Here is a 26139-nt window from a genome sequence, read left to right as displayed (position 1 = left end):
AACGGGACAATTCGGCATAGTTCACAAAAAACTTATCAAGGCTACTATCTTACCATCATTACTTCTTGGCCACTACCAAAAAGCGATGGGATAAAATGATTAATATTATTCATGATTGCAAGGAAGATCCTATGCGATTCTTGCGTTATTATATTATGTCTCACTATCAAGTTAATTTGCAGAATAACTTTCCAGAAGAAGCTATATATGATTGGTTTACTAACGAAGGTAGCAGATATAAAATAGATAAATATCCTTTGAAGTTCGTGGATACTTTGATCAAAGCAAGTGAAGACTTCAGCAACTTTACTAGATGTAAAAATGTTGATGGTTCAGACAATCAATCCTTGAAGAATATTAAAAAGCTACAAGGAAGATATAGCCAGCACTTCATCTTACTTCTTGCAGCAAGAGAAATGCCCAAGGATTTATTCATAGAATTATGCTGTCAGATTGAAAATCTTTTATTTACTTACACTATTACTCGTTCGACTCGTAAGGACATCAATATGATTCGTGATTTTTCCCAGTGGAGTCAAAACCTCCTGGAAGTAAGAAAACGAGAAGATTTTGAAGCTTTTATTGAATTGTATTTTACAGAAAAGTTGGCATCTTTATCTAATGAGTTTAATTCTGCTTTCCGTGAATTAACAGAATCTAAAATAGCTACATATCGTATTCGCTATGTACTAGCTAAAATAACTCAATTTGTGGATAACCAAGCTTACAGTAATACTAGCCAGTTAGATCGATACTTAGATAAATCGATAACTATTGAACACATATTACCTAAATCTGTCAAGCCTGAGTCGAGAAGTAAATTTGATAAACCGAATGAGTATGGTTCTTATGTTGAAAAGCTTGGTAACTTAGTTCTTTTAGAAAAGACAATCAATAGTTCTCTCTCTGACTCGATGTATGATGCTAAGAAAAGCGGTTATAAGCAGTCACAGCTTTTGCTCACTCGTTCGCTAGTTGAAAAGCCTGCTGTGGGGAATAACACGCAATTAAACCGCACTGTAAATCACCTTAATCTCGATCAGTTTGATGTTTGGGATTCCAAAGCCATAGACAAGCGTCAAGAAATGCTCATTAACTTAGCTAGGCGAGTATGGGGTTTTGAAAAATAGTAGCAAGTTATCCAGAATGTAGAGGCAGGCCAAAAAGCCTGCCCCAAACTATCCTATTCTACCCCCTCAATCCGGTCTTCCACCTCCTGATACAACTCACGCAAGCGATCCAAATTGTTCTCCGAAGTCTCCCAATAACCCCGGCCATTCACCTCAAGCAAAGTGCTGACAATCTTGCGGAACGAATGAGGATTTAAGTTAAGCAAACGCTTCTGCATCTCCTCATCTTGGATAAACGTAGTGTTGACATCTTCATACACCCAATTATCCACAGCGCCCGCCGTCGCACTCCATCCAGTCGTATTCACCAGACGCTTAGAAATCTCCCGCACGCCTTCATAACCGTGCGACAACATCCCCTCGTACCACTTCGGATTCAGCAGCTTTGTGCGCGAATCTAAGCGCACGGTTTCTGATAGCGTCCGCACCTGCGCGTTGGCTGTCGTTGTATCAGCAACAAAGGATGCTGGTTTCTTCCCATCTGCGCGCAAACTGCCGATCAATTTAGTCGGATCAGAGTCGAAATAGTGCGACACGTCGGTTAGGGAAATCTCGGCAGAATCCAAGTTCTGGAAGGTGACTTCCGCAGTTTTCAAGGATGATTCAAAAATCTTCCGGTCTTGTTCCATTGTTCCGGGATTGTCGGAAGAAAAGGCGAAGGATTTGCGAGTTAAGTACATTTCCTGCAACTCGGCTTCGCTTTCCCAAGTGCTGTTTTCCACCGCCAAGTTGACGTTAGATGAATAGGAACCAGAAGCATTGGAAAATACGCGGGTTGCTGCTTGTCGCAGGTTGATTCCCATTTCTTCCGCTTGCTTCAGGGCGTGTTTGCGGACGAAGTTCATCTCTAAGGGTTCGTCGGCTTCCGCTGCCATTTTCACGGCTTTATCTAACAAATTCATTTGGTTGATGAACAAGTCGCGGAATACGCCGGAACAGTTAATTACTACGTCAATCCGAGGGCGTCCCAACTCTTCTAAAGAAAGCAATTCGAGTTTGTTTACCCGGCCCAAAGCGTCGGGAACTGGCTTCACTCCCACCATCCACATTACTTGGGCGAGGGATTCGCCGTAAGTCTTGATGTTGTCGGTTCCCCACAACACAACGGCGATGGTTTCTGGATAATTTCCGCCGTTATCAACGCGCTGTCTTTCTAACAGCCGATCGACTACAACCTTAGCAGACTTGATCGCCCCCGTGGTAGGGATTGACTGCGGGTCCAAAGCGTGCATATTCTTGCCAGTCGGCAAAACATCCGGGTTGCGAATCGGATCGCCACCAGGGCCGGGGATAATGTATTCGCCCTCTAGCGCGCGCAATAATGCGCCCAATTCGTTGTCGGCACAAACTTGCTGCAAGCAGAATTCCAGATACTCAAACAGCGGTTTAATCAGTTCTGGATCGACCTTTTTATAACCGGCTGCGTGCAAGGCTTCAATCCAAGGTGTTTTCTTGCCCATGTTGAAGAAATTCAACTTAGAAACAAGGGAAACTCTACCCTCAGCATCGGTTTGTTCCTTCACCAAAGCGCTAACAGCATCCCGACAGGCTAAGGTGATGTTTTGCAGCAATTCAACATCTGCTAAAATGCCTTTGTCGTTGTTGGTGTAGATCTCGTCAATATTGCGATCGAGACTTTGAGCAATAATCCGCGACAAACTGATTAATCCGTCTTCTTCCCGGTCTAAATTGGCAATGTTAACCAAAGTTGCGATCGCCTCTTCAGCAGTCGGTGGCTTACCGATCACGTGCAAACCGCAAGGTAACAACCGCGACTCAATCTCCATCAACTTGCGGTAAACCAAGCCAACTAAATTGTCCCGTTCCTCCGCAGTCATATCCGCAGCAACCCCTCGTTCTTGTTCGGGAGGTAACGCGATATCCTTATCCAAATTCACCAAACGGCATTTTTCAACGATCGCATCCACAATCGGCACACCGCGCCCAGTCTCTTTCAAAGTTTGATAAGAAGCAATTAACTCGCTGAGTTCCTGCAAACCTTTGTACAACCCAGCATTTTCAGCCGGAGGAGTCAGATAACTGATTGTTTCAGCATAACTGCGGCGCTTAGCAATTGTTGCCTCACTAGGATTATTAGCGGCGTAATAATAGAGGTTAGGAATCTTGCCGATCAAACTGTCAGGATAACAATCAACAGACATCCCCATCTGCTTACCTGGCATGAATTCCAGGGAACCGTGAGTGCCAAAGTGCAGCACCGCATCCGCACCCCAAATGCGCTCCAAATAAGTGTAGTACGCAGCAAAACCGTGGTGGGGGCTAGCAGAACGAGAGAATAACAACCGCATCGGATCGCCTTCGTATCCAAAAGTAGGTTGTACTCCGATAAACACATTGCCAAAATGTTTGCCAAAAATCAGCAAATTTTGTCCGTCGCTGTTCAAATGTCCCGGAGGCGGGCCCCAATTTTCTTGCAACCGTTCCGAGTAAGGAGTGAATTCTTCGTATTCAGCTACGGACATCCGGTAAGCAATATTTAATTCGGGACTTTGGTATTGGGCTGTTGCGTCATGAATGACTTCTTGCATCAGTTTCTCGGCGGAATCCGGCAATTCTGGCAAGTCGTAACCGTTACCTTTTAAGGCTTTCAATACTTCGTAAATCGAGCCGAAAACGTCCAAGTAAGCGGCTGTTCCGACGTTGCCTTTATCGGGAGGAAAACTGAAAACTGTGATCGCAACTTTCTTATCTAATTTTGGTTTGCGGCGCAGCATTGCCCACTTCATAGCGCGCTGGGAAATTGCTTCGATCCGGTCTTGTAGGGCGATCGCCTTTCCAGTTGCACCATCGCGTCCCGACACAATAATCGGTTCGATCGCACCATCCAACTCAGGAATCGCAACTTGCAACGCAACTTGAATCGGGTGCAAGCCTAAATCGCTATTTTCCCATTCTTCTGTCGTTTGGAAAACCAGGGGCAAAGCCACCATGTAAGGGCAATTTAATTTTTTCAAAGATTCGATCGCCTTCGGGTGATCTTGTTTCGCCGGGCCGCCCACCAAAGCAAAACCAGTCAGAGAAACCACCGCATCAACGATCGGCAGAGGTGTCACACCTTTTGCCCCGACTTCCAAGAAAAAAGTTTCCACAGGTTTAGAGAAGTCCAAACCGCCGGCAAAAATCGGCACAACCCGCGCGCCCATTGCCTCCAATTCCTGCACCATTGCTACATAGTGCGCGTCATCTCCTGTGACTAAGTGAGTGCGTTGCAACACTAAACCAATGCAAGGTGCGAGGGGATCTTTGAGATCGGCAGAAATATCTGTACGGGCATTAAACCAGGTCAGATATGCTTTTACATCTTCAAACATCGACGGTGCCAAAGGATGCCAAATTCCCATGTCGGGGTAGACAACAGGTTCTTGGAAAGTTGGCTGTGACTGGCCTTTGAAGACATATTTATGGGACAGCATCAGCAGGAAGTTTTCCAAATTTTCTTGGGAACCGCCCAGCCAATACTGGAAACTCAGCATGAAGTTGCGCGCATCTTGGGCTTTGTCGATCGGCAAATATTTCAGCACTTTCGGCAAAGTTTGCAGCAGTTTCAGCATTCCGTCTTGGAAGGAACTCCCGGATTTTTCCTTCCGTTTTTTCATGAATTCGCCGATCGCACTTTTGCTTTGTCCCAACTGTGCCATCGAGAAACTGCCCATTTTATTGAGGCGCATCACCCCTGGCATTGACGGGAAGACGACGGCGACATCCAAGCTGTCGCGCAGCGGTTCCACCGCCGCTACAACTTTTTCTGCCAAATCTTCGATGAAAATTAGAGAAGCAATAAATACATTGGCATCTGCCACATCCCGCTTGAAGGCTTCGTAATTTTCCGGGCTGCGGAGTTCCTCGATCAGGTAGCCGCTGATTTCTATTGCCAAATTCGGATTTTTCTGGTTTATCGATCGAACCGCTGCGGACAGGGCGCTTTGATACTGCGGTTCCAGTACGACATAGACCACCTTCATGAGCGATCGCCCCTGCAAGTTTTCCGGCACAACGTGGCGAATGGTGGGCTTGACGTGAGTGAACATCCGGTTAGGCTCCTTTAAGATGCTGTTTTCGGGAATCGGGAATTTTTTTATCCCATAAGCATTTTTACCAGAAAACGCTTGCCATTAGGCGATTTGAGCCTGCACATGACACAATTCGACAAATTTAGGTCAAATTTTCGTTACATTTTTTTATAAATTCCTTGAGCAAATACTCCATATTTTGTTTACAATAATTTACTTGACATATTAACAAAAATATGTATACGATTAATTGGTAGGATAAAAATAATTAAAAATTAACCAACATTTGAGAAAAAAATCCTGAAAAAAGTTCCAAGTTTTGTAGAATTGATCACACTTGCGATAGAGCAATTAACTGAGGGGAAAAAGGTATAATTTCTGAGGGCAGAATGTAGCCTTCGGATAATTGCTGAGTCACAAAAAGTGATATTATACCAGGAACTTAAAACCATTTCATAACGTCCGTTTGGTGTAAATTCCTGATCGGCGATCGAGTTCATGGAAAGCTAATTGTTATAAACTCTCAAACTCATCCCAACCTTAAGGGGGAAACATGGCTAACTACGCAATTTTCGACGAACAATTCTACCTGGCCTCATATCCTTGGATCAAACCAGCGATTGATGCAGGAGTAATCAAATCCGGGAGAGAACACTTTGAAAAATTTGGTCAAGCCGGCGGTCTAACTAAAGTATCGCGTTATTTTGACGAAAATGCTTACCTTGCTGGGAATCCAGACCTAGCACCCTTCGTCCGCACAGTCAACCCAAACGCACCTTTTGCGACCGGCCTCGATCACTTTATCCAGTTCGGTTACGATGAAGGACAGCGCCGCACCCAAGTATCCCCTGAGTACAACGAAAATTTTTATTTAGCAAACAACTCAGATGTCGCACCGTTCGTTCAGAACGGAACTTTCAAATCAGGCTTCGACCATTTCACTCAATTCGGAATCAGAGACGGTCGGTTTGGGACTTCATTTTTTGAACCGGAATACTTAAAAGAAAACCCCGATATTGTGCCGTTTGTCAACTCTGGAAACTTGAGAACAGGCCGGGAACACTTCTTCAATTTTGGACAATTTGAGCCTGCCCGCGACGCAACTTTTGTCGGCAGCCGCAGCAACGATGTTTTAACTGGTGTTGGCGTCGGGGATGTCGAACTTGTGGGAGTGGAAGTAGGTCTAGATTCGCAACGCAACCGACAGTATGAAAGCTTTGGCACCAATGAATTCGATGTCTTGATTGGTGCTCCGGGAACCAATACATTCGTACTGGGAGTTCCTGCTACATCTGGGAATTTTAGCCCGACACCGCTGTATTTGGGTAACGGTCAAGCTACCATTCGCAACTTCGACATAGAAAGCGATTTTATCCAACTGCAAGGAACTTCTTTAAACGGCTACAGCCTAACTCCGGTTGGCAACAATTTGTCAATCCAGCGTTTTGGAGATGTGCTGGGCGTGATTGAAGGAGGAGCAAGTTTGAATTTGAGTTTCCAAGAATCTAACGGTAACGGTACTTTCTTGATTGGTTAGTCATTGGTCATTAGTCATTAGTCATCGGTCATTGGTCATTAGTTAATACTGATGATTGATGACTTTTTTTTTATCGTACTTTACTTTAAACAGCAAACTATGAATTACGATATCTTCGACGAACAATACTACCTTTCGCAATATCCGTGGCTCAAACCAGCCATTTATTCAGGAATCATCAAATCAGGAAGAGAACACTTTGAAAAATTTGGTCAAGCCGCCGGTCTCACAAAAATATCGCGGTATTTTGACGAAGATACTTACCTTGAAGGAAATCCAGACCTTAAACCCTTTGTCCGCACAGTCAATCCAAACGCGCCGTTTGCTACAGGGTTAGATCACTTTATCCAATACGGTTACGAAGAGGGTCGCACTCGCGTATCGCCTGAGTATGACGAAGCGTTTTATGTAGCAACTAACCGAGATTTGCAGCCGTTTATTCAGAATGGAACTTTTAAAAATGGCTACCAGCATTTCATTCAATTCGGGGTAAAAGAAGGTCGTTTTGGAACATCTTTCTTTGAACCGGGATACTTATTCAATGTGTTTGAGGCTATCAGCTCTGGAACCTTAAAAACTGGTCGGGAACATTACTTCAAGTTTGGGCAATTCGAGCCAAGCCGCGAGGCAACTTTTGTCGGAACTTCCGGTAATGACATCCTCACTGGTGTAGGGGTAGGGAAGGTCGAATTAATTGGAGTTGAAGTAGGTGTTACCTATCCCGGCCCCCGAAATTATGAAAGTGACGGCAGCAATGAATTCGATACTCTCACGGGCGGTAGCGGCCGCGATACATTCGTGCTAGGTGACATTGTTGGCTTCAGGGGAGGAACCCTCTCATCCAGACAGTTCTACATCGGCCCAGGTTTTGCTACTATTCGGAACTTTACTCAAGGTCAGGATATCATCCAGATAGGGATTCCCTTAGATCAACTATTGGTGTTTTCAATCAACAATAATCGAGATTTAGCTATCCAAACGAATGGCTTTCCCGTCGTTGAAAATGGAGTTTTCATAACCAGTCGCTTTGACACAATCGCTGTTGTTGAAGGTGGCGGCAATCTCAATTTGAATCTATTACCAGGATCGAGTGTTATTAGATCTTTCCTTGGGTAGAAATATCGAATCTATTCATAATTTTCTTTGGGATGCTGTCGGTGCGATCGCACTTTCCTATACCAACAACTCGCATTCCGCGATCGCACTTTACGTTCTCCAATAAACAACGATGAATTACGACATCTTTAGAGAGCTTAAATGAGATTTGACTGACACTTGGAAAAAATCACCCGATCAGGTAATTGTCTCAGTTTCAGATTATTGATAAATTGCATAAACAGCTCATTAAAGCCGCAGTAGGAAAACATGGCTAGTTACGCAATTTTTGACGAAAAATACTACCTTGCTCAATATCCTTGGGTCAAGCCAGCCATTGATGCAGGAGTCATTAAATCTGGAAGAGAACACTTTGAAAAATTCGGTCAAGTCGGTGGCTTAACCAAAGTATCGCGGTATTTTGACGAAGCTACTTACCTCGCTGGCAACCCAGATATCGCTGCCTTAGTCCGCACCCCCAACAACCCAAATGCACCTTTTGCGACCGGCCTAGACCACTTTATCCAATATGGTTACGAAGAAGGTCGCACTCGCGTATCGCCTGAGTATGACGAAGCATTTTATGTAGCAAATAACCGACAGTTGCAGCCATTTATTCAGAATGGAACTTTTAAAAACGGCTACCAGCATTTCGTTCAATTCGGCATCAAAGACGGTCAGTTTGGGACTTCTTTTTTTGAAAAAGAATACTTAAACAAATACTCCGATGTTCAGTCGTTTGTCGAATCGGGAGCGTTGAAAACTGGTCGGGAGCACTACTTCAATTTCGGCAAAAACGATCCAAGCCGCTCTGCGACTTTTATCGGAAGTTCCGGGAATGACATCATTACCGGTGCTGGGGTGGGTAATACCGAATTAATTGGAGTTGAAGTAGGTTTAGGTACAGGTGGTGCTTTTTCCATCCCCGGCAGAAATTATGAAAGTGAGGGTAGTAATGAATTCGATACTCTCACTGGCGGTAGCGGCCGCGATAAATTCGTACTCGGAGACGTTGTACAAGGTACTGGTGGTAAGGGATACAGTTCCCCAACAAAGTTATATATCGGGTCTGGTTTTGCTACAATTCGGAACTTTACCCAAGGTCAGGATAGCATTCAGCTAGCAACAAGCGATATCCAACCTTCTTTAGATAAATTCTTGATATTTCCCATCAATAACAATCGAGATTTAGCTATCCAAACGAACGGCTTGTTCGTTTACTTTCCAGATGGAACTTCTGGAATTAGTAGCTTTGACACGATCGCGGTTATTGAAGGTGGCGGAAATCTCAAGTTGAATTTATTACCAGAATCTAGAGCTAATCTACCTTTACTTAGCTAGAAATCTCTAAGCTATTGGGGATTTGCCTGATTGCTGCTGGGGAGTACGATCGCTCTTTCAAAAAAAGTGCGATCGTACTTTTGTGTTTGCCATAAAAATAATCAAACAGGGTTAACAATAATTAACATGACATAGTGAGTTAGTAAATTAGCGTTATAGTGCGTCAAGTTTAACCGACGAGTAAGCAAACTAAGTTTGGAGAAATAATTATGACAAATTATGACATTTTTGACGAACAATACTATCTGGCGCAATATCATTGGGTCAAACCAGCCATTGATTCAGGAATTATAAAATCCGGCAGAGAACACTTTGAAAAGTTCGGTCAAGCCCGCGGTCTCACCAAAGTATCGCGTTATTTTGACGAAGAAACCTATCTAGCTCAAAATCTAGATCTTGCTCCCTTTGTTCGCACCACAAATAATCAAAACGCGCCTTTTGCGTCTGGTTTAGACCAATTTATTCAGTTTGGCTACGAAGAAGGCCGCACTCGCGTATCGCCTAACTACAACGAAGATTTTTATTTAGCAAATAACCCAGAACTGCTACCACTTGTTCAGAACGGAACTTTCAAAAATGGCTACCAGCACTTCATCAAATTCGGAAATAAAGAGGGCAGATTTGCGACTTCTTTTTGGGAACCGAAATACTTAATCGAAAACCCCGACATCGCACCGTTTGTTGAGTCAGGAGCCTTAAAAACTGGTCGAGAACATTATTTCAAATTTGGGCAATTTGAGCAGAGGCGCTCCGCTACTTTTGTCGGAAGCCGGGGTAATGATATCCTCACAGGCGTTGGTGTGGGGAATGTCCGATTAATGGGAGTTGAAGTAGGCTCCGGGGCGAGTGAAAGTGACGGCAGCAACGAATTCGATACTCTGATTGGCGGTACGGGTCGCGATACATTCGTGTTCGGGGAACCTTTAATAGGCAGTAGAGCGTTTTTTCGTGGATTTAAAACTTTCTACATTGGGCCGGGTTTTGCTACAATTGGGAACTTTACCCAAGGTCAGGATAGAATCGAAATCAGTGACTCTTCCTTAAATAGCTACATTCTGGTTCCCACCAACAATAATCGAGATTTAGCAATCCAAACGAACGGCTTGCCCTTCGCTCAAAATGGAGTTAGCCCAACCAGCCACGGTGACACGATCGCAGTTATTGAAGGTGGCGGAAATCTCAAGTTGAATTTATTACCAGAATCTTCTTTTGGGACACTTTTACTTGGATAGAAATATCGCAGCTATTCGGGATTTGCCTGATTGCTGCTTTCGGTGGGATAATTAATTGTACCCTCCAGAAACCGGGTTTCTAGAATAAACCCGGCTTCTAAGTCTTTAATGGCGATCGCGCGCTAGCTTCAAAACCTCAACCGCATCTTTGTGACCCTCCGAAGAGGCCCAAATTAACGCAGTCCAAGTATTATTATCCTTAGCTTTGATATCAGCTCCTTTATCGATTAAAAATTCCACAACTTGAGTGCGCCCGCTACCTGCTGCACTCATCAAAGCCGTCAAACCAAAATTAGTTTTAGCATTCACATCCGCCCCCGCCTCCAGCAAAAGCTGTACAATCTCCGTATGTCCGGCAGCAGCGGCACTCATTAACGGTGTCCACCCGTCATTATCGTGACTGTTGACATCCGCACCAGCCCCCAGCAATTTGTTGACGATCACCGAATTGCCAGCTTCAGCCGCAGCCGTCAAAGCAGTCGCACCTTCCTCATCTTTGGCATTGATATCTGCACGCTGTTCGATCGCACTTTCTACAGCCGCAACATCACCCGTCTTGACGGCCTTAATTAAATCTGTCATAAAATCTCCGTTGCATCCTTTCAAATCTTAAATCCTATGGCAGTAGATATTTTAATCCTCTCCAACGGCCCCGGAGAATTGGCAACTTGGGTGCGTCCGGCCGTGCAAGCTTTGCGCGAGAAATTGCCAAACGCGGGGACTCAAGCCCGCATCTCTGTGGTGCTGTCCCCCTGTCCCCACGCCACAGGGAAAGAAGCGCAAATCGCATCTTCCTACCCAGAAGTTGACAGAGTGCAAGCACCGGAGCATTTTTTTCCATTCTTATTGTCGGGCAAAACTGCTGAAAATTGGGATTGGCACGAAACAGGAATTGTTTTATTTTTAGGTGGCGATCAATTTTTTACGGTTGTTATTGGCAAAAGGCTCAAATATCGCACTGTTATTTATGCTGAATGGGACGCCCGGTGGTATCGCTGGATTGATAAATTTGCGGCGATGAAACCAGAAGTTTTTGCTAAAATTCCCCAAAAATATGCTAAGAAATTTACAGTTGTCGGAGATTTGATCGCCGAAGTAGGGAACGGGAAATCGGGCAGGGCGGACACGGGAACACCGCCCCTACGGAAAATAGAATTAATTGGATTGTTGCCCGGTTCTAAAGCCGCAAAATTAGCTTTAGGTGTACCGTTATGTTTGTCGATCGCCCAATCCATCCATCGCCTCCGCCCTGAAACTCGCTTTGTAATTCCTGTTGCTCCTACCATAGATGTGCAAACTCTAGCACGTTTTGCCGACCCCAAACAAAATCCTTGCCTGCATTTATTTGAGAACGCTAGCGCCGAACTTCAGTTAACAGAACCGCCGTTTTTGCAGACAGCAAATGGCTTACAAATAGAACTTTGGACGCAGACGCCAGCCTACGATTTGCTATCAGAATGCAGCCTGTGTTTAACTACTGTGGGAGCGAATACTGCCGAATTGGGTTCGTTAGCTGTACCGATGATTGTTTTGATTCCGACGCAGCAATTGGATGCGATGAAAGCTTGGGATGGATTGCCGGGATTGCTGGCAAATTTGCCGTTAGTCGGTTCAGTTTTTGCTACGGCGATTAATTGGCTAATCTGGCAATTGGGGAAGGGAAAGCTTTATGCTTGGCCGAATATTTGGGAACAGGAGGAGATTGTGCCGGAGTTTATTGGGAAGCTGGAACCGGAAGTAATTGCTCAATTGGCGATCGACTATCTGAGCCATCCTGAAAAATTAGCACAGATTGGCGATCGTTTGCGTGCGGTTCGAGGAGAATCGGGGGCGGCGAAAAAAATTGCTGAATTGGTTTGTCAAGAAATTGAGGTGCAATCAAATTCTGATAAGAATTAGATTTTTTATTTTTAACCGCAGAGGAACGCGGATGAACGCAGATTTAATCCAGATTAATTAGTCAAAACAGGCAAAAGAAAGTTTATTTTCTCTTGCCTGTTTATTATCCCAAAACCGGATTTGCTTTCAAGTTAACCGCGATCGTGCTTGGCAATTATCCAAATAGCGTGGATCATACCCGGAAACCAGAAAAAACAGGTTAGAAGCAGGTTGATCCAAAAATCAGTACCGAGGCCTACAGTCAAAAATACGCCCAGAGGGGGAACAAAAATTGCAGCGAGTATGCGAATTAAATTGCTCATCTCAGTTACTCCAAACGAGTTTTCTCTTCCAATTTAACTTCACTGACTAACCGAACCTTTCCCGAAAAACTTAGGCGGTGCTGCCATAGTGTAAACTTCGGTTTCAGCGGCGATTACCTGCCGCAAGTGACCGGGAAGCTGCATCAACCCCAATAGTGTAATTCCGTCGAACATCCGCAACCCGCCAGTTGTTTTCTCGGCGAGTAATTTGTCAGTAACTTCTGGTTCGGGTCGCGTATTTATTTCTTGATTAGAAGCTATGGCGAAACCCCAAGGAGCTCCGTAAGTAGAAATAAAGCTGGTGCAAGATTGAACATTGGAGAAAACAGATTTCAGGGTATTTACGATGCGAGCGTGCATTTTCATTTCTGCCGGAGAAACGGGGCCCGCTTGCACTACGAAATAGCCGTTAGGCGACATTACGCTGCGAACTTTCTCAAAATACTCCTTGGTAAACAACTGGAAAGATGGGCCTTCTTCAATGGGATCGGACAAGTCAGAAATGACAATATCCCAATCATTGTCAGTTTTATCTAAATAGTCCAAAGCATCGCCGATTACTACTTCGCAGCGGGGGTCGTCAAAGGCGTTTTGGTGCATTTCTGGGAGGTGTTCGCGGCAAGCTTCTACTACTTCGCCGTCAATGTCGATCATTACGACTTTTTCAACTGTTTTCCAGCGCAGCACTTCTCTAATTGTAGCTCCTTCTCCGCCGCCGAGAACGAGAACTTTTTTGGGGGAACCGTGACAAATCATGGCTGGGTGTACCAAGGGTTCGTGGTACAGAAACTCGTCGCCTGTACAAGATTGCCACTTACCGTCCAAAACTAAGCCTTTGCCGTAAGTACCGGTCTGAACTACGTACATTTCTTGATAGGCTGTTTTCTTGTAAGCAAGCACCGCGATGACGCCGTGAACGTAAATATCCCAGGGGGTAATGTACTCGCTCATCCAAAAGTCTGCACGAACTTCGCTACCTGACATCAATTACTCTCCAAATATAAACTGCTGTGTCGATGTTGTCACAAGTAGTAGTTCTTAACACAAAATGGTGCGGGTGCGTGAGTACGATCGACACATTAAAGTGAGATTTCGGAGGAATGGTATAGTGTGATGGCGTTCTGGGAACTCGCAAGTGGCTTGGTACTTGAGATTGCTTGTGGGCGATCGCGCGCCCAGTCGATCGCACTTTTTCCATCGCCCCCGGTCGATCGCACTCACATTTTATATTTTCGCTTTGCATTGCCAGCGGGTTTTGTACAAAGGTTGTCTGAATCGGGCAATTTTTCGCGCTGGGCCGACCTTTATAAGTTTGCGATCGGCCTGCTTATTTATCAATAATCCGATAAAAACCCCGCCAATGCGAGAGCATGGAATAAAAGTAGCGATCGGTTTTAACCAGATTTGTTATTAATAACTTGACATTTTGAATGTATCTTAGATAAAATTTTTCAATCCACCAATACAAATGAAATGTTAATTTTGCTTGACAACAATGCAGAGTCTATGTGCGACGATTTTATAACTAAGTAAAGGTGACAACTAAATTCTGTAATAAAAACGCTCTTACACTATTTTTTTCTCAAAATAATAGCCTATGGAACCAACAGACTGGGAAAAAACAATCAAAAAGCTGGAAAATGAAAATCTAATTTTGCGGAAAAAACTAGAAAATTTGGAAGCCGAACGCAGCCAATCAGAAGCCCTTAATAACAAAAAAGAATCTTTGTTAAAAATACTCAATGAGGATTCGAGAGATTCCGAAAAAAAATTAAAAGCAAGAATATCTACACTAGAAAAAGCTCTGAACAACCAGCGAACTATGCAGCTCAAATTAATCGAAGCCGAAAAAATGTCGGCTTTGGGCATTTTGGTAGCTGGTATCGCCCACGAAATCAACAATCCAGTTAACTTCATCTACGGCAATATTACCTATGTCAATGACTACGCAGGCGACATTTTAAAATTGCTCGCAATGTACCAGGATCGGTATCCCGAAACAGATGCAGAGATTGAATATTTTTTGGAAAAAATTGACATCGACTTTCTGCGCGAAGATTTGTTAAAAACTATTTCGTCAATGAAAGTTGGCTCCGAGCGTATCCGCGAAATTGTGCTAACTTTACGCAACTTTGCGCGGGTAGATGAAGCTGAAAAAAAACCAGTTAATATTCACGAAGGCATCGAGAGTACCTTGTTAATTTTGCAGCACTTAACTAAAGAAAAACCCGGTAGTTCCGCTATAAAATTCATTAAAAATTATGGTTTTTTGCCCAAGGTAGAGTGTTATGCTGGGGAATTAAATCAAGTGTTTATGAACATAATTAATAATGCTGTTGATGCCCTGCGGGAGCGAGAGCAAAAGTCTTCACTGGACGAGATAGAAGCCAACCCTATCCAGATGACCATTACTACTTCTATTATTGGCGAAAGTTGGGCAAAAGTTAGCATCAAAGATAATGGTATCGGGATGAATGAAGCTGTAAAATCGAAAATTTTCGATCCATTTTTTACCACCAAACCAGTTGGTCACGGGACGGGTTTGGGACTGTCAATTAGCTATCAAATTATTGTGGACAAACACGGCGGGAGGTTGGAGTGTATCTCCGCAATTGGAGAAGGGACTGAATTGGTGATCGAGATTCCGATCGCCAAATCCCGCAGCTAAGATCGCTCGATCGAGCTAAACTGAGGGATAATGAAAACTCCCTTTGACCGCGGCTCCTCCTAGTTTGATGTGCAACCCTATGTCTACTGTCACTTTTGGTTTGTCAACCCCTATAGCGGCAGAGGCCGGGGCATCCTACGGCAGCAGCGAACCGCCACAGCGCCCCACAGTGCGGGCAGAGTGGATCGAGGTATTGGTGGACTCTCCTTTCAGGGTTGCGGGGGACTCGCCTGGGGAGGAAAATAAGTTATTTACGTATCGTTTACCTGCGGAACTTACCGTGCAACCAGGGGATATTTTGAGTGTACCCTTTGGCAGTCAACAGGTAGGCGCGATCGCGATTCGGTTCATTTCTCAACTGCCGCCCGACTTAGATCCCACAAGGGTTAAAGAGGTCGAAGATGTTGTCAGTGCTGGTTTTTTCCCACCGACTTACTGGGAATTGCTCGATCGCACTGCCACCTATTATTGTACACCATTAATTCAAGTAATTAGAACCTCGCTGCCGCCCGGTTTGTTAAGCCGTTCTGTGCGCCGAATTCGCTTAATTAAGGAGGCAATTTCTCCGAATGCCGAAACATTTCTCAATCCCGCCGCTAGTCAAATCTTGCAATTGCTGCAAGCTCAAAAAAACGGCGATTACACTTGGCAATACCTCCAGCGCCAAGTGAAGGGAAGTTATCGGGGATTGAAAGATTTATTGAAACGCGGTTGGGTAGAAAGTTATTTAGAACCGCCCAATCCTCCCAAACCACAACTCAAACCGGCAGTGACATTAATTGTTAGTGCATTTGTCACAGATTTAACCAAGCGGCAACAAGAAGTATTGGAAGTTTTGCGGCGCGGTGGCGGTGAAATGTGGCTGAATGATTTGTTGAGAATTTGCAGCGCGAGTTCTTCAGTTGTCAAAGCTTTGGAGCAAAAAGGTAGCGTGGTAATTGACCAAAGGGAAGTTCTCAGGGGCGATCGCGGAATTTCTCAATTGCCCGATGCACCAAAAACTTTAACTCATTTTCAAGCTCAAGCCTTAGCGTTTATTAACTCTTTTTCGGGATTCCGTCAAGTGCTGCTGCACGGCGTTACAGGTTCCGGGAAAACCGAAGTGTATTTGCAGGCGATCGCCCCCATCTTAGCCAGCGGCAAATCCGCCCTTGTACTCGTTCCCGAAATAGGCCTTACACCGCAACTTACAGACAGATTCCGCGCCCGTTTTGGCGAGCAAATTTGCGTCTACCACAGCGCCCTATCCGACGGCGAACGTTACGATACATGGCGTCAGATGCTGACTGGAACCCCGCAAATTGTCATTGGCACGCGATCGGCCATTTTCGCACCTTTACCTCACCTCGGCTTAATTATCCTCGATGAAGAACACGACAGCAGCTTCAAACAAGACCAACCAGCCCCCTGCTACCACACCCGCACCGTTGCCAAATGGCGCGCCGAATTAGAAAATTGTCCCTTAATTTTAGGTTCTGCAACGCCAGCATTAGAGACTTGGGTGGGGACGCGCCGAGATTATTACTCGTTACCAAATATCCATTATTTATCATTGCCCGATCGCATTTATTCCCGTCCGATGCCGCCTGTGGAAATAGTCGATATGCGCCAAGAATTGCGACAAGGGAATCGCTCAATTTTTAGTGCTTCCCTGCAAAATGCCCTGGAACAATTGCAAGCCAGACAACAGCAAGGTATCCTGTTTATTCACAGAAGAGGACACAGTACCTTTGTGTCTTGCCGGAGTTGCGGCTATGTGATGGAATGCCCGAATTGCGATGTTTCCCTGTCTTATCACCACGTAGGCGAAGCAACAGCAGAAATCTTGCGCTGTCACTACTGCAACCACACGGAACGACACCCCCAAAACTGCCCCGAATGCCGTTCTCCTTACTTCAAAAACTTTGGTAGTGGCACTCAGCGAGTCGAACAGGAATTAACGAGATTATTTCCCGAATTGCGGGCAATTCGATTTGACAGCGATACAACTAGAAATAAGGGCGATCACCGCAGATTGTTAACGCAATTTGCTAATGGGGAAGCTGATATTTTGTTGGGTACGCAAATGCTGACGAAAGGGTTAGATTTAGCTGGAGTTACCTTGGTGGGAGTTGTGTCTGCTGATGGGTTGCTGAACTTATCGGATTATCGCGCAAGCGAACGAGCTTTTCAAACATTAACTCAAGTCGCGGGCCGTGCGGGTAGAGGCGACGATCCGGGGCGGGTAATTATTCAAACTTACACTCCCGAACACCGGGTAATTCAAGCAGTTAGGCGGCACGAATATGCAGATTTTGTGGAAACAGAATTAGCAGAAAGAGCGGCGCTGAATTATCCACCTTCGGGGCGGCTGATTTTGTTGCGATTGAGCAGTGTAGATGCGGCGGAAGTGGCGGTGACGGCGGTACAATTAGCGTCTGTTTGTCACGAGTATATTCAGCGATTGTCTGTACCGGGATGTGAGTTGTTGGGGCCTGCACCTGCGGCGATTATGCGGGTGGCAAATCGCTATCGGTGGCAGATTTTGCTGAAGTTGCCTTTGGATGAGTCGGTGGATTTGTCGGATTTGATCGGATTGCGCGATCGTACCCCGCGTTCTGTTAGTTTAACTATTGATGTCGATCCGTTAAATTTTGGTTGATTGGTGGGGTGGGGGCGGGTTTCAGCAACAATATTTGCCTAAAATCCATAATCTCGTAAACCCGCCCCCACCCAACGGTAAATAGCAATCTACCTATTTCAAGGTACAAAGGGCGGGTTTACAATATTTTTGGTTTTTCAATCAAAATATTGTAAACCCGCCCCTAGAAGCCTAATAAATTATCAGAAATCAAACAATCTCGATCGACCCACACCTACCAACTAAGGCAAATCAGTGCTCCCCATCAGATAAAGGTCGCACTCCCGGGCCACGCCGCGCCCTTCATTAATCGCCCAAACCACCAAACTTTGTCCCCGGCGACAGTCACCAGCGGCGAAAACTCCCGGAATGCTGGTTGTATATTTTTCATGATCCGCTTTCACATTGCTGCGCGCGTCACGTTCCAATCCCAAGTCATCCAGCAACGGCTGTTCCGGGCCGAGGAAGCCCATCGCTAGCAACACAAGCTGTGCCGGCAACACTTTTTCCGTGCCCGGGATGTGGTTCGGAATAAACTGCCCTTTCTCGTTTTTCGTCCACTCCACCTCAACGGTGTGCACAGCTTTGACATTGCCCTTTTCGTCGCCCTCGAACTTTGTCGCCGTGGTGAGATAGCCGCGCGGGTCGTCGCCGAATTTGGCTGCTGCTTCTTCTTGGCCGTAGTCGAGGCGGTAGACTTTCGGCCATTCCGGCCAGGGATTGTTGGCGGCCCGTTCCGAGGGCGGTTTCGGCAGGATTTCTAGCTGTACCAGGCTTTTGCAGCCGTGGCGTATGGAGGTGCCCACGCAGTCGGTGCCGGTGTCGCCGCCGCCGATAATCACGATATCTTTGCCTTCGGCGGAGATGAAGTTATCGTTGGTGCTCTTGTCTAAAACTGCTTTGGTGTTCGCAGTCAGGAAGTCCATTGCGAAGTGGATGCCTTTCAATTCCCGGCCGGGGATGCCCAAGTCGCGGGGTTTGGTGGCACCGGTACAGAGTACAACGGAGTCGTATTCTTTTAGCAGTTGTTCTGCTGGTAAGTCTTTGCCGACTTCGGTATTGCAGACGAATGTCACGCCTTCGTCTTCTAGGACTTTGAGGCGGCGCATTACGACTTGTTCTTTGTCTAGCTTCATGTTGGGGATGCCATACATTAGCAGGCCGCCTGGTCGATCGGCTCTTTCGTATACTGTTACCCAATGACCGGCTTTGTTGAGTTGCGCGGCGGCGGACAAACCGGCAGGGCCAGAACCGATGACGGCGATTTTTTTGCCGGTGCGTTTGGCTGGCGGTTCGGCAGTAACCCAGCCCTCATCCCAGCCTTTATCGATAATTGCGGCTTCGATGTTTTTAATCGTGACTGGCGGGTTGTTGATGCCGAGCACGCAAGCGCCTTCGCAGGGTGCGGGACAGACGCGGCCGGTGAATTCGGGGAAGTTGTTCGTTTTGTGGAGTCTGTCTAGGGCTTCTTTCCACAGTCCCCGATATACGAGGTCGTTCCATTCGGGGATGAGGTTGTTAATCGGGCAGCCGCTTGCCATGCCGCTGATAATTGTACCCGTGTGGCAAAACGGAATGCCGCAATCCATGCAGCGCGCGCCTTGGGTGCGGAGTTTGTCCTCTTCCATCGGCAGGTGAAATTCGTCCCAGTTGTGGACTCTCTCGACTGGTGAGAGTTCGGAGGGCAATTCGCGCAAGAATTCGATAAAGCCGGTTGGTTTTCCCATAGTGGTGTTCTGGTTAGAATTTACTATTCTGGTAGTTTGTCAAAGGTGAAGCTGGCGCGCTTCTGAATTAACTATTGTGATCTAAATTGTGTGCGATCGCACCTCAGATTGAGCAATTTGTACATGAAATCTTTAATATCCCCGGGAGTCGGGGAATTGTCGGCAGCCGTAAAATATAGATAGATCGACAGCAAAGAAACCGGGTTTTTTACGGGGATTAAAGGTTTTAAAGGTTATGAGGCAGTATTTTCGTCCATCAAACCCGGTTTCTACGTAATTTCAGCATTGGCTTATTCTCCGACGATCGCATTTACCGATAATCCCACATCTGGAAACCCTCGCGGGTTAACTCGGACGACCCGCCAGCGTCAACTTTCCAGTGCCGTCCCCATCAGCAGAGCTCGAAATACAATACAAAAAGTTACAGGCCTTGCCAAATATTAATTTCAGGATATACTACTGTAAATCGGTCAGATATATGGAGTTAATATCGTCAACTCCTAAAATAGGTACACAAAGTCATGAGCATTACAATTGAGAACGTATCGAAACACTTCGGCTCCTTCCACGCCATTGACAACGTGAGTTTGAAAATAAAAAACGGCTCTCTAGTCGCGCTTTTAGGGCCTTCCGGTTCGGGGAAATCGACTCTGCTGAGGATGATTGCGGGACTCGAACCGCCGGATAGCGGTCAGATTTACCTGATCGGGGAGGATGCTACCCAGCAGTCGGTGCAGGAACGGCATATTGGTTTTGTGTTTCAGCACTATGCTTTGTTCAAACACATGAGTATTCGGAAAAATATTGCTTTTGCGATGGAAATTCGCAAAGTTCCTAAAGACTCTATTCGCAGGCGGGTTGATGAACTTTTGGATTTAGTGCAGTTGACAGGTTTGGGCGATCGCTATCCTTCGCAACTTTCCGGCGGGCAGCGGCAGCGGGTTGCTTTGGCAAGAGCTCTCGCAGTTCAACCGAAAGTGCTGCTGCTAGACGAACCTTTTGGAGCATTAGATGCTAAAGTCCGCAAAGAATTGCGATCGTGGCTGCACAACCTTCACAAAGAAGTTAATATCACCACAGTTTTTGTGACTCACGACCAAGAAGAAGCTATGGAAGTAGCCGATGAAATTGTGGTGATGAACAAAGGTAGAGTCGAACAAGTTGGCACTCCTGCTGAAATTTATGACAAACCGGCATCAGCTTTTGTGATGAGTTTTATTGGGCCGGTCAATGTGCTGTCGAATGCTGCGGGTTTGTTCGCCAGCAACGGCACAACGGCTCACAAGAACGGAGCAGCTCATTCTGAAGTAGTGTTTTTGCGCCCCCACGATGTGGAAATTCAAACTAAGCCGCAGTCTGGTTTTGCATTAGCAAAAGTCAGCCGCATCATTCATTTAGGGCGGGAAATACAAACCGAGTTAGTGTTAGAATCGGATCAGGTAGTAACAGCTTACGTGAGTCGCGAGCGCTTCGATTCTCTACAGTTAACGCGAGATCAGCAGGTTTACGTCAAGCCCAAACACGCGATGACTTTCCCTGTTTATTCAATTTAAATCAGCGGCTGCATCTTACTCAAAATACTATCCGGGAGCTTCTACAAAACACTGCTGCCACATCGTTACCAGGCTCGTGCCTGGTAAAGCTGTCTCATGGCTCTAAATCGGAGGCAGAGCCTCCTGAAATTCATTCCCAGGCAGAGCCTGGGAACGAGAAAACGAGAAAAAAGAGAAATCTCAGGCAGAGCCTGGGACGGAGAACTAGAAACAAGATAGGTGAAGAATATGACTGCTAACAAATTCTTGAATTTAGCAACTAGCACTTTACTTGCTTATCGCCGTTACATCCAGGCAGGATTAACACTTTGTGCAGGATTGGGACTGTCTGCAATCGCCTCTTCAGTTGCGTACAATTGGGAATACAAATCCATGCAAGCCGAACTGCAAGACCGCCTGGACAAAATAGCTACAGACATTCAGAGAGATGTTAGCGGTAATTTAGAAATAATTCGGGCTGCTGGAGCATTTTACAGCGTATTTGACGGCGTTAAAAAACCAGAAGTGAAGACATTTGTTGGGCCTGCCCTCTACCGCCATCCTAGCCTGAAGGCGATCGCTTGGCTGCCCCGTGTTTCTGACTCTCCCGAATTCCTAACAGATGAAATAGATTTAGGTTTAGATTTAAATGCCAATCGGCTAGCGTTAGAAAACGCCACAAAAAGACAAGAAATTACCGCGACTGATCGCCAAAAATGGTCTTCCCAAAATCAACCCACCGTCTTCGTCTTCATGCCAATTTTTACTCAAAATTCTGCTGAAGATGGCGCAGAATTGGAGCCAAATTTACCTGCTCGCTCACCAGAAAATTTGAAAGGTTTTACTTTTGGCGTTTTGCTGGTTGATGCTATTGTCAAATCGGCTTTACAGGAAACTAACCTCAACTTTGTTAACGTTTATCTTCAAGATGCTATGGCTCCTGAAGCAGAAAGATTTCTAGCTTTTTATGAAGCCAAGACAAAAAGGATAATTACCGATGAAAATATTAAAAATAACATCCAAATTGGGGAAAGAGCTTACTGCCCGGACGGCAGCAGTTGCACCCGAATTCTCAATATTGAAAATCGCAGGTGGTTGCTGCAATTACGGCTAACGCCCGAGTACATTAATCCTCTAAAGTTTTGGCGTTCTTTGACTGTTTTGATTTTGGGGATTATCTTAACTTTGGTGGCGACACTTTATCTAATGAGTTTGTTAAATTATACCGAAAAAATTGAAAAAATAGCAGCAGAACGCACGGCTAAATCTAAACAACTAGAGCAAACTTTGCAAGAGTTGCAACAAACTCAAGCTCAACTGATTCAGCAGGAAAAAATGTCGAGTTTGGGTTTATTAGTTGCTGGTGTCGCGCACGAAGTTAACAATCCTATAAATTTTATTTATGGCAATATCCACCACGTCAGGGCATATACTAGCGATTTGTTAGAGTTGGTAAAACTTTACCAAAAACACTCTTTATACCCTCAGTCGGAAATTTCAGAATTTTTACAAAATATTGACTTTGACTTTCTCAGCAAAGATTTGCCCCAACTGTTGTCTTCGATGAAAATAGGAGCCGATCGCATTGTTCAAATTGTTCAATCTTTGCGGAATTTCTCTCGCTTAGACGAAAGCGAAATGAAACCTGTCAATATCCATGAAGGCATTGACAGCACTCTGCTAATTCTGCAAAGTCGCCTGAAAGCTACAGCCGATCGCCCGGCGATCGAGATTATTAAAAACTACAGCCATTTACCTTTAGTAGAGTGCTATGCCGGACAATTAAATCAGGTGTTTATGAATATTCTGGCTAATGCGATCGACGCCCTTGAGAGTTACAACCTCGATCGCGGGCCCACAGCAGCGAAAGCCAATCCGAGCGCGATCGCCATAACCACAGAATATTCGATCCCCGACAAAATAATTGTGCGGATATCTGACAACGGCCCCGGTATGGCAGAAAATGTCAAAAAACGGCTGTTTGACCCCTTCTTTACGACGAAACCGGTCGGAAAAGGGACAGGATTGGGACTGTCCATCAGCTATAAAATTGTCGTAGAAAAGCACAAAGGTACGCTGCGCTGCGATTCGACACCGGGATTGGGGACGGAATTCTCGATCGAGATTCCGCTGCGACAAGAAGTCAGACAAGCACTACCGTTTGTTTCGCGGAAAATATCGGAGGCAGCATAGAAGGGGCTGGGAAAGGAAAATTTTTTTCTCATTAACTACTGTAATTTGGTCGGATTACAGTATTATATGTAATAATGCCAAAACCAATACTGCTTTAAGCAGCTTAAACCGTCGGCACGGCCGATACTGTATAACCAAAACACGGCGAGAGTAAATATGTTCAGTGACTTGCAAATTATTTACGAACGCGACCCTGCGGCGCGTAACTGGCTGGAAGTATTATTTTGCTATCCGGGACTGCAAGCACTTTTTTTGCACCGGATAGCACACTGGCTTTATTCGGCTGGCCTGCCGTTTATACCGCGCTTAATTTCCCAACTGAGTCGCTTTTTAACAGGTATTGAGATTCACCCAGGAGCAAAAATTGGTAGGGGGGTGTTTATCGACCACGGTATGGGGGTGGTCATTGGCGAAACGGCGATCGTTGGAGATTATGCTGTAATTTATCAAGGAGCGACCATTGGCGGCACGGGTAAAGAAATAGGAAAACGGCATCCAACGCTGGGAGAAAATGTAGTGGTAGGAGCAGGTGCTAAAGTTTTAGGCAATATTCAAATTGGCAATAATGTTCGGATTGGTGCGGGTTCGGTAGTACTGCGGGATGTCCCTAGCGATTGCACAGTTGTGGGAATCCCCGGCCGCATCATCTCTCGGAAAAAGCAGGTGGAAGATGCTCAAAATTCTCAAGGTCTACCGGATTTGGAAGCTCAAGCGATTCGAGCTTTGTTCGATAGAATTAAGAATTTAGAACAGCAGGTTGCTTTTTTGAACTCTCAATTATCTCCGCTAACACCAACTGGATTAGAGCAAAAAGAGGCAGAAAAACATGAATTATTTATGTATTCTAATTTATTCATTACAGATTTTTTAGATGGTGCAGGAATCTAGTTAAATTTTAATTTATATAGAGTTTTGCCGACAAGACTATCCTGCTACCCTGGTACAAACTAACTTTAATTTATTCACTAACTGGCTATGACTATTGCTTCTCTCTCCACTAAAACATTTGATGAAACGAGCAGACATATATTCTCTCGCCGCTCGCACTTGCCGAACAGAAGCAATGCTTTGTGGCGAATTGAAACTGGAGTAGTGCGAACTGTAACGTGGCTTGAAGATGGCACAATTATCACCTTGGGATTGTGGGGGCCTGGTGATACGATCGGCAAACCGATATCAAAATGCGATCCTTTTCAAATTGAATGCCTCACTAAAGTCGAGGCAATTCTATTATCTGGCGATCGCTGGCTAAATAGAGATATTTTGCTCACTCACATTCAGCAGGCTGAAGCTTTTATGGTAATGCGAGGTTACAAAAGAGTTGATTTTATGCTCTATCAACTATTAACTTGGCTGGCTAAGAGGTTTGGTTCTGAGGTAGAGCAAGGACATCTGATAGATATGATTTTAACGCATCAGGACATTGCAGAAATCATCGGCACAAGTCGCGTAACAGTCACTCGCACCCTCGGTCATTTTGAGCAGCAAGGCTTGATAGATCGTCTGCCGCTCCACCGGATTATTCTGCAACCTTCCGAGGTGTGGCACTACGAAATCTAAGGGTAGAATCAATGTCTCGCCCCGTGCTCGCGAGCCCGTTGCTGACACGGGCAAATTCGCACGCGCGTGCGAAGCTATTCCGGAGGGAATCGCCCCAAAATTCCTGTATCCTTCGCTACTAAAAAAAAACTATTGACTTTCTGAGACTGTCTGTGCAACAATCAACAGCTATACCTATAATATACGGTAAGTCAATCAAATTTAAGGTGATTCCGGGAGGGAGCGATCGGCTCTCTAGGAGCGAGGAGCTTTTTGTGCTTTTCGACAGAGACAATGCAAGAGGAAAGAAAATGAAAACTAAATTCCTGAAAGCTCGATTTAAAAGAAACAAAATAGGGGCATTAATTGCCGTCCTAGCAGTGCTAGCGATCGCAATTCCTCTGTTCCCATTTTTTCCAACCCAAGCAGCGGAATCAAAAAGTAAAATTCAATTCGTTTCCCCCGCGTGGGTTGCCCAAAACTCCAGCGACAACAACCTGCGAATTCTCGATGTCCGCACCAATCCAATGGACTACTTTATCGGGCATCTTCCCAACGCAGTCAACATCGCCGACAACACCTTGCGCGGGCCGGACAGCGGTTTGCCAGTACAGTATCTAACGCCAGATAAACTGGGGCAATTACTGTCGCGGGCAGGAGTAACAGACAAAAGCCGGGTCTTAGTTTATTCCGACGGCAGAGACATTCTAGGCGCGACAATGGTTGCTTACGTATTGGAGCGATTGGGACACTCGGATATCGCCGTTATCGACGGAGGTTATGCGGGTTACAAAGCAGCTCAAACTGTGACGAAAGAGTTTCCAAAATACGTGGCTGGTACACTGACTGTGCGCGACAACAAATCAATTCGTGTCACCCTGGATGAAGTCAAAAATTTAATTGGCAAAGCAGGCGTCACATTCATCGATCCCAGACCGGAAAAACTATTTCAAGGGGAAGAAAAAATCTGGACGCGCAACGGACACATTCCCGGCGCTCGCAACATTCCCTGGCCGACTTTTACCGATGCTGAAAACCCGCACAAGTTGAAGTCTCTCGACGAAATCAAGCAGATTTTGGCAGCTAAAAATATCGATCGCAACAGCGACATCATCGTTACTTGCAGTACGGGGCGGGAAGCAACGCTGCAATATGTAGTTTTGAAACACTTGCTGAACTATCCGAAAGTCAGAATCTACGAAGGTTCTTGGACTGAATACAGTCAGACTAATTTACCTGTAGAAACTGGTCCGGAACAAGCAGTGTAGAAAATAAATCTGTAGTTAACAGCAA

At 45.5% G+C, this 26139-nt stretch carries 19 protein-coding genes; 13 read left to right on the top strand and 6 right to left on the bottom strand.

The features are described 5' to 3' along the window. The first annotated feature begins 95 nt into the window (after positions 1 to 95). The gene (locus QUA10_RS21855; RefSeq protein ID WP_333083934.1) at positions 96 to 1130 is read left to right on the top strand and encodes an HNH endonuclease family protein; all 1035 of its coding nucleotides are present in this window, start codon (positions 96 to 98) and stop codon (positions 1128 to 1130) included. A 53-nt stretch (positions 1131 to 1183) separates the two neighbouring features. Here QUA10_RS21855 and QUA10_RS21850 read toward each other — a convergent pair whose 3' ends face one another. After that, complete coding sequence (locus QUA10_RS21850; protein WP_333083935.1) at positions 1184 to 5179, bottom strand: magnesium chelatase subunit H; 3996 nt, start codon at positions 5177 to 5179, stop codon at positions 1184 to 1186. A 535-nt stretch (positions 5180 to 5714) separates the two neighbouring features. Between QUA10_RS21850 and QUA10_RS21845 the strand changes: the two genes are divergently transcribed. From QUA10_RS21845 to QUA10_RS21830, 4 genes are all read left to right on the top strand, one after another. Then, positions 5715 to 6698: a calcium-binding protein gene (locus QUA10_RS21845; RefSeq protein ID WP_333083936.1), complete on the top strand. Its 984-nt coding sequence runs from the start codon at positions 5715 to 5717 to the stop codon at positions 6696 to 6698. Positions 6699 to 6797: 99 nt separating this feature from the next. Then, positions 6798 to 7814 (top strand): calcium-binding protein, encoded by a 1017-nt coding sequence (locus QUA10_RS21840; protein ID WP_333086368.1) that lies wholly within the window; start codon positions 6798 to 6800, stop codon positions 7812 to 7814. A gap of 249 nt (positions 7815 to 8063) precedes the next feature. Beyond that, positions 8064 to 9134, top strand: a complete 1071-nt coding sequence (locus QUA10_RS21835; RefSeq protein WP_333083940.1) for a calcium-binding protein — start codon at positions 8064 to 8066, stop codon at positions 9132 to 9134. Positions 9135 to 9343: 209 nt separating this feature from the next. After that, positions 9344 to 10366, top strand: coding sequence for a calcium-binding protein (locus QUA10_RS21830; RefSeq protein ID WP_333083942.1), 1023 nt, complete (start codon positions 9344 to 9346; stop codon positions 10364 to 10366). Positions 10367 to 10471: 105 nt separating this feature from the next. Here QUA10_RS21830 and QUA10_RS21825 read toward each other — a convergent pair whose 3' ends face one another. After that, on the bottom strand, positions 10472 to 10948 hold the full coding sequence (locus QUA10_RS21825; RefSeq protein WP_333083943.1) for an ankyrin repeat domain-containing protein: 477 nt from the start codon (positions 10946 to 10948) through the stop codon (positions 10472 to 10474). A 36-nt stretch (positions 10949 to 10984) separates the two neighbouring features. Between QUA10_RS21825 and QUA10_RS21820 the strand changes: the two genes are divergently transcribed. After that, positions 10985 to 12265: a lipid-A-disaccharide synthase gene (locus tag QUA10_RS21820; protein ID WP_333083945.1), complete on the top strand. Its 1281-nt coding sequence runs from the start codon at positions 10985 to 10987 to the stop codon at positions 12263 to 12265. Between the two features lie 131 nt (positions 12266 to 12396). Here the strand turns inward: QUA10_RS21820 and QUA10_RS21815 are convergent, their stop codons facing one another. Genes QUA10_RS21815 through QUA10_RS21805 form a run of 3 tightly spaced genes read right to left on the bottom strand, consistent with a single transcriptional unit; the run spans position 12397 to position 13810 of the window. Beyond that, positions 12397 to 12567 (bottom strand): YqaE/Pmp3 family membrane protein, encoded by a 171-nt coding sequence (locus tag QUA10_RS21815; RefSeq protein WP_333083946.1) that lies wholly within the window; start codon positions 12565 to 12567, stop codon positions 12397 to 12399. 39 nt (positions 12568 to 12606) lie between these two features. Further along, entirely contained in the window at positions 12607 to 13551 is a 945-nt protein-coding gene (locus tag QUA10_RS21810) for a fused MFS/spermidine synthase (RefSeq protein WP_333083947.1), read from the bottom strand. Further along, entirely contained in the window at positions 13541 to 13810 is a 270-nt protein-coding gene (locus QUA10_RS21805; RefSeq protein WP_333083948.1) for a hypothetical protein, read from the bottom strand. The genes QUA10_RS21810 and QUA10_RS21805 overlap by 11 nt, the downstream gene beginning before the upstream one ends. Positions 13811 to 14164: 354 nt before the next feature. Between QUA10_RS21805 and QUA10_RS21800 the strand changes: the two genes are divergently transcribed. Together QUA10_RS21800 and priA are read left to right on the top strand one after the other, a co-directional pair. Further along, positions 14165 to 15235 (top strand): ATP-binding protein, encoded by a 1071-nt coding sequence (locus QUA10_RS21800; RefSeq protein ID WP_333083949.1) that lies wholly within the window; start codon positions 14165 to 14167, stop codon positions 15233 to 15235. A gap of 79 nt (positions 15236 to 15314) precedes the next feature. After that, positions 15315 to 17876, top strand: a complete 2562-nt coding sequence (gene priA, locus QUA10_RS21795) for a primosomal protein N' (protein WP_333083951.1) — start codon at positions 15315 to 15317, stop codon at positions 17874 to 17876. A 221-nt stretch (positions 17877 to 18097) separates the two neighbouring features. Here priA and gltD read toward each other — a convergent pair whose 3' ends face one another. Further along, complete coding sequence (gltD, locus tag QUA10_RS21790; protein ID WP_333083952.1) at positions 18098 to 19582, bottom strand: glutamate synthase small subunit; 1485 nt, start codon at positions 19580 to 19582, stop codon at positions 18098 to 18100. A 521-nt stretch (positions 19583 to 20103) separates the two neighbouring features. On the opposite strand from gltD, the gene QUA10_RS21785 reads away from it, so the two are divergent. From QUA10_RS21785 to QUA10_RS21765, 5 genes are all read left to right on the top strand, one after another. Continuing rightward, positions 20104 to 21135, top strand: coding sequence for a sulfate ABC transporter ATP-binding protein (locus QUA10_RS21785; protein ID WP_333083953.1), 1032 nt, complete (start codon positions 20104 to 20106; stop codon positions 21133 to 21135). A 228-nt stretch (positions 21136 to 21363) separates the two neighbouring features. Beyond that, entirely contained in the window at positions 21364 to 23307 is a 1944-nt protein-coding gene (locus QUA10_RS21780) for an ATP-binding protein (protein ID WP_333083954.1), read from the top strand. Positions 23308 to 23463: 156 nt separating this feature from the next. Next, entirely contained in the window at positions 23464 to 24195 is a 732-nt protein-coding gene (cysE, locus tag QUA10_RS21775; RefSeq protein WP_333083955.1) for a serine O-acetyltransferase, read from the top strand. Between the two features lie 87 nt (positions 24196 to 24282). Beyond that, a complete protein-coding gene (locus QUA10_RS21770; RefSeq protein ID WP_333083957.1) occupies positions 24283 to 24867 on the top strand; it encodes a Crp/Fnr family transcriptional regulator in 585 nt (194 codons plus the stop codon). Positions 24868 to 25157: 290 nt separating this feature from the next. Beyond that, on the top strand, positions 25158 to 26114 hold the full coding sequence (locus QUA10_RS21765) for a sulfurtransferase (protein WP_333083958.1): 957 nt from the start codon (positions 25158 to 25160) through the stop codon (positions 26112 to 26114). Positions 26115 to 26139: the final 25 nt, after the last annotated feature.

This window comes from Microcoleus sp. Pol8_D6 (assembly GCF_036700965.1).
In the GTDB taxonomy this organism is placed as follows: Bacteria; Cyanobacteriota; Cyanobacteriia; order Cyanobacteriales; family Microcoleaceae; genus Microcoleus.
The sequence above is the reverse complement of the archived record's forward strand: the minus strand, read 5'-3'. Positions and strand labels throughout refer to the sequence as shown.

Excerpts from the sequence above, each read along its gene's own strand:
- QUA10_RS21855 (WP_333083934.1), top strand. The coding sequence starts at position 96 with ATGATTAATATTATTCATGATTGCAAGGAAGATCCTATGCGATTCTTG.
- QUA10_RS21850 (WP_333083935.1), bottom strand. The coding sequence starts at position 5,179 with ATGTTCACTCACGTCAAGCCCACCATTCGCCACGTTGTGCCGGAAAAC.
- QUA10_RS21845 (WP_333083936.1), top strand. The coding sequence starts at position 5,715 with ATGGCTAACTACGCAATTTTCGACGAACAATTCTACCTGGCCTCATAT.
- QUA10_RS21840 (WP_333086368.1), top strand. The coding sequence starts at position 6,798 with ATGAATTACGATATCTTCGACGAACAATACTACCTTTCGCAATATCCG.
- QUA10_RS21835 (WP_333083940.1), top strand. The coding sequence starts at position 8,064 with ATGGCTAGTTACGCAATTTTTGACGAAAAATACTACCTTGCTCAATAT.
- QUA10_RS21830 (WP_333083942.1), top strand. The coding sequence starts at position 9,344 with ATGACAAATTATGACATTTTTGACGAACAATACTATCTGGCGCAATAT.
- QUA10_RS21825 (WP_333083943.1), bottom strand. The coding sequence starts at position 10,948 with ATGACAGATTTAATTAAGGCCGTCAAGACGGGTGATGTTGCGGCTGTA.
- QUA10_RS21820 (WP_333083945.1), top strand. The coding sequence starts at position 10,985 with ATGGCAGTAGATATTTTAATCCTCTCCAACGGCCCCGGAGAATTGGCA.
- QUA10_RS21815 (WP_333083946.1), bottom strand. The coding sequence starts at position 12,567 with ATGAGCAATTTAATTCGCATACTCGCTGCAATTTTTGTTCCCCCTCTG.
- QUA10_RS21810 (WP_333083947.1), bottom strand. The coding sequence starts at position 13,551 with ATGTCAGGTAGCGAAGTTCGTGCAGACTTTTGGATGAGCGAGTACATT.
- QUA10_RS21805 (WP_333083948.1), bottom strand. The coding sequence starts at position 13,810 with ATGCAAAGCGAAAATATAAAATGTGAGTGCGATCGACCGGGGGCGATG.
- QUA10_RS21800 (WP_333083949.1), top strand. The coding sequence starts at position 14,165 with ATGGAACCAACAGACTGGGAAAAAACAATCAAAAAGCTGGAAAATGAA.
- priA (WP_333083951.1), top strand. The coding sequence starts at position 15,315 with ATGTCTACTGTCACTTTTGGTTTGTCAACCCCTATAGCGGCAGAGGCC.
- gltD (WP_333083952.1), bottom strand. The coding sequence starts at position 19,582 with ATGGGAAAACCAACCGGCTTTATCGAATTCTTGCGCGAATTGCCCTCC.
- QUA10_RS21785 (WP_333083953.1), top strand. The coding sequence starts at position 20,104 with ATGAGCATTACAATTGAGAACGTATCGAAACACTTCGGCTCCTTCCAC.
- QUA10_RS21780 (WP_333083954.1), top strand. The coding sequence starts at position 21,364 with ATGACTGCTAACAAATTCTTGAATTTAGCAACTAGCACTTTACTTGCT.
- cysE (WP_333083955.1), top strand. The coding sequence starts at position 23,464 with ATGTTCAGTGACTTGCAAATTATTTACGAACGCGACCCTGCGGCGCGT.
- QUA10_RS21770 (WP_333083957.1), top strand. The coding sequence starts at position 24,283 with ATGACTATTGCTTCTCTCTCCACTAAAACATTTGATGAAACGAGCAGA.
- QUA10_RS21765 (WP_333083958.1), top strand. The coding sequence starts at position 25,158 with ATGAAAACTAAATTCCTGAAAGCTCGATTTAAAAGAAACAAAATAGGG.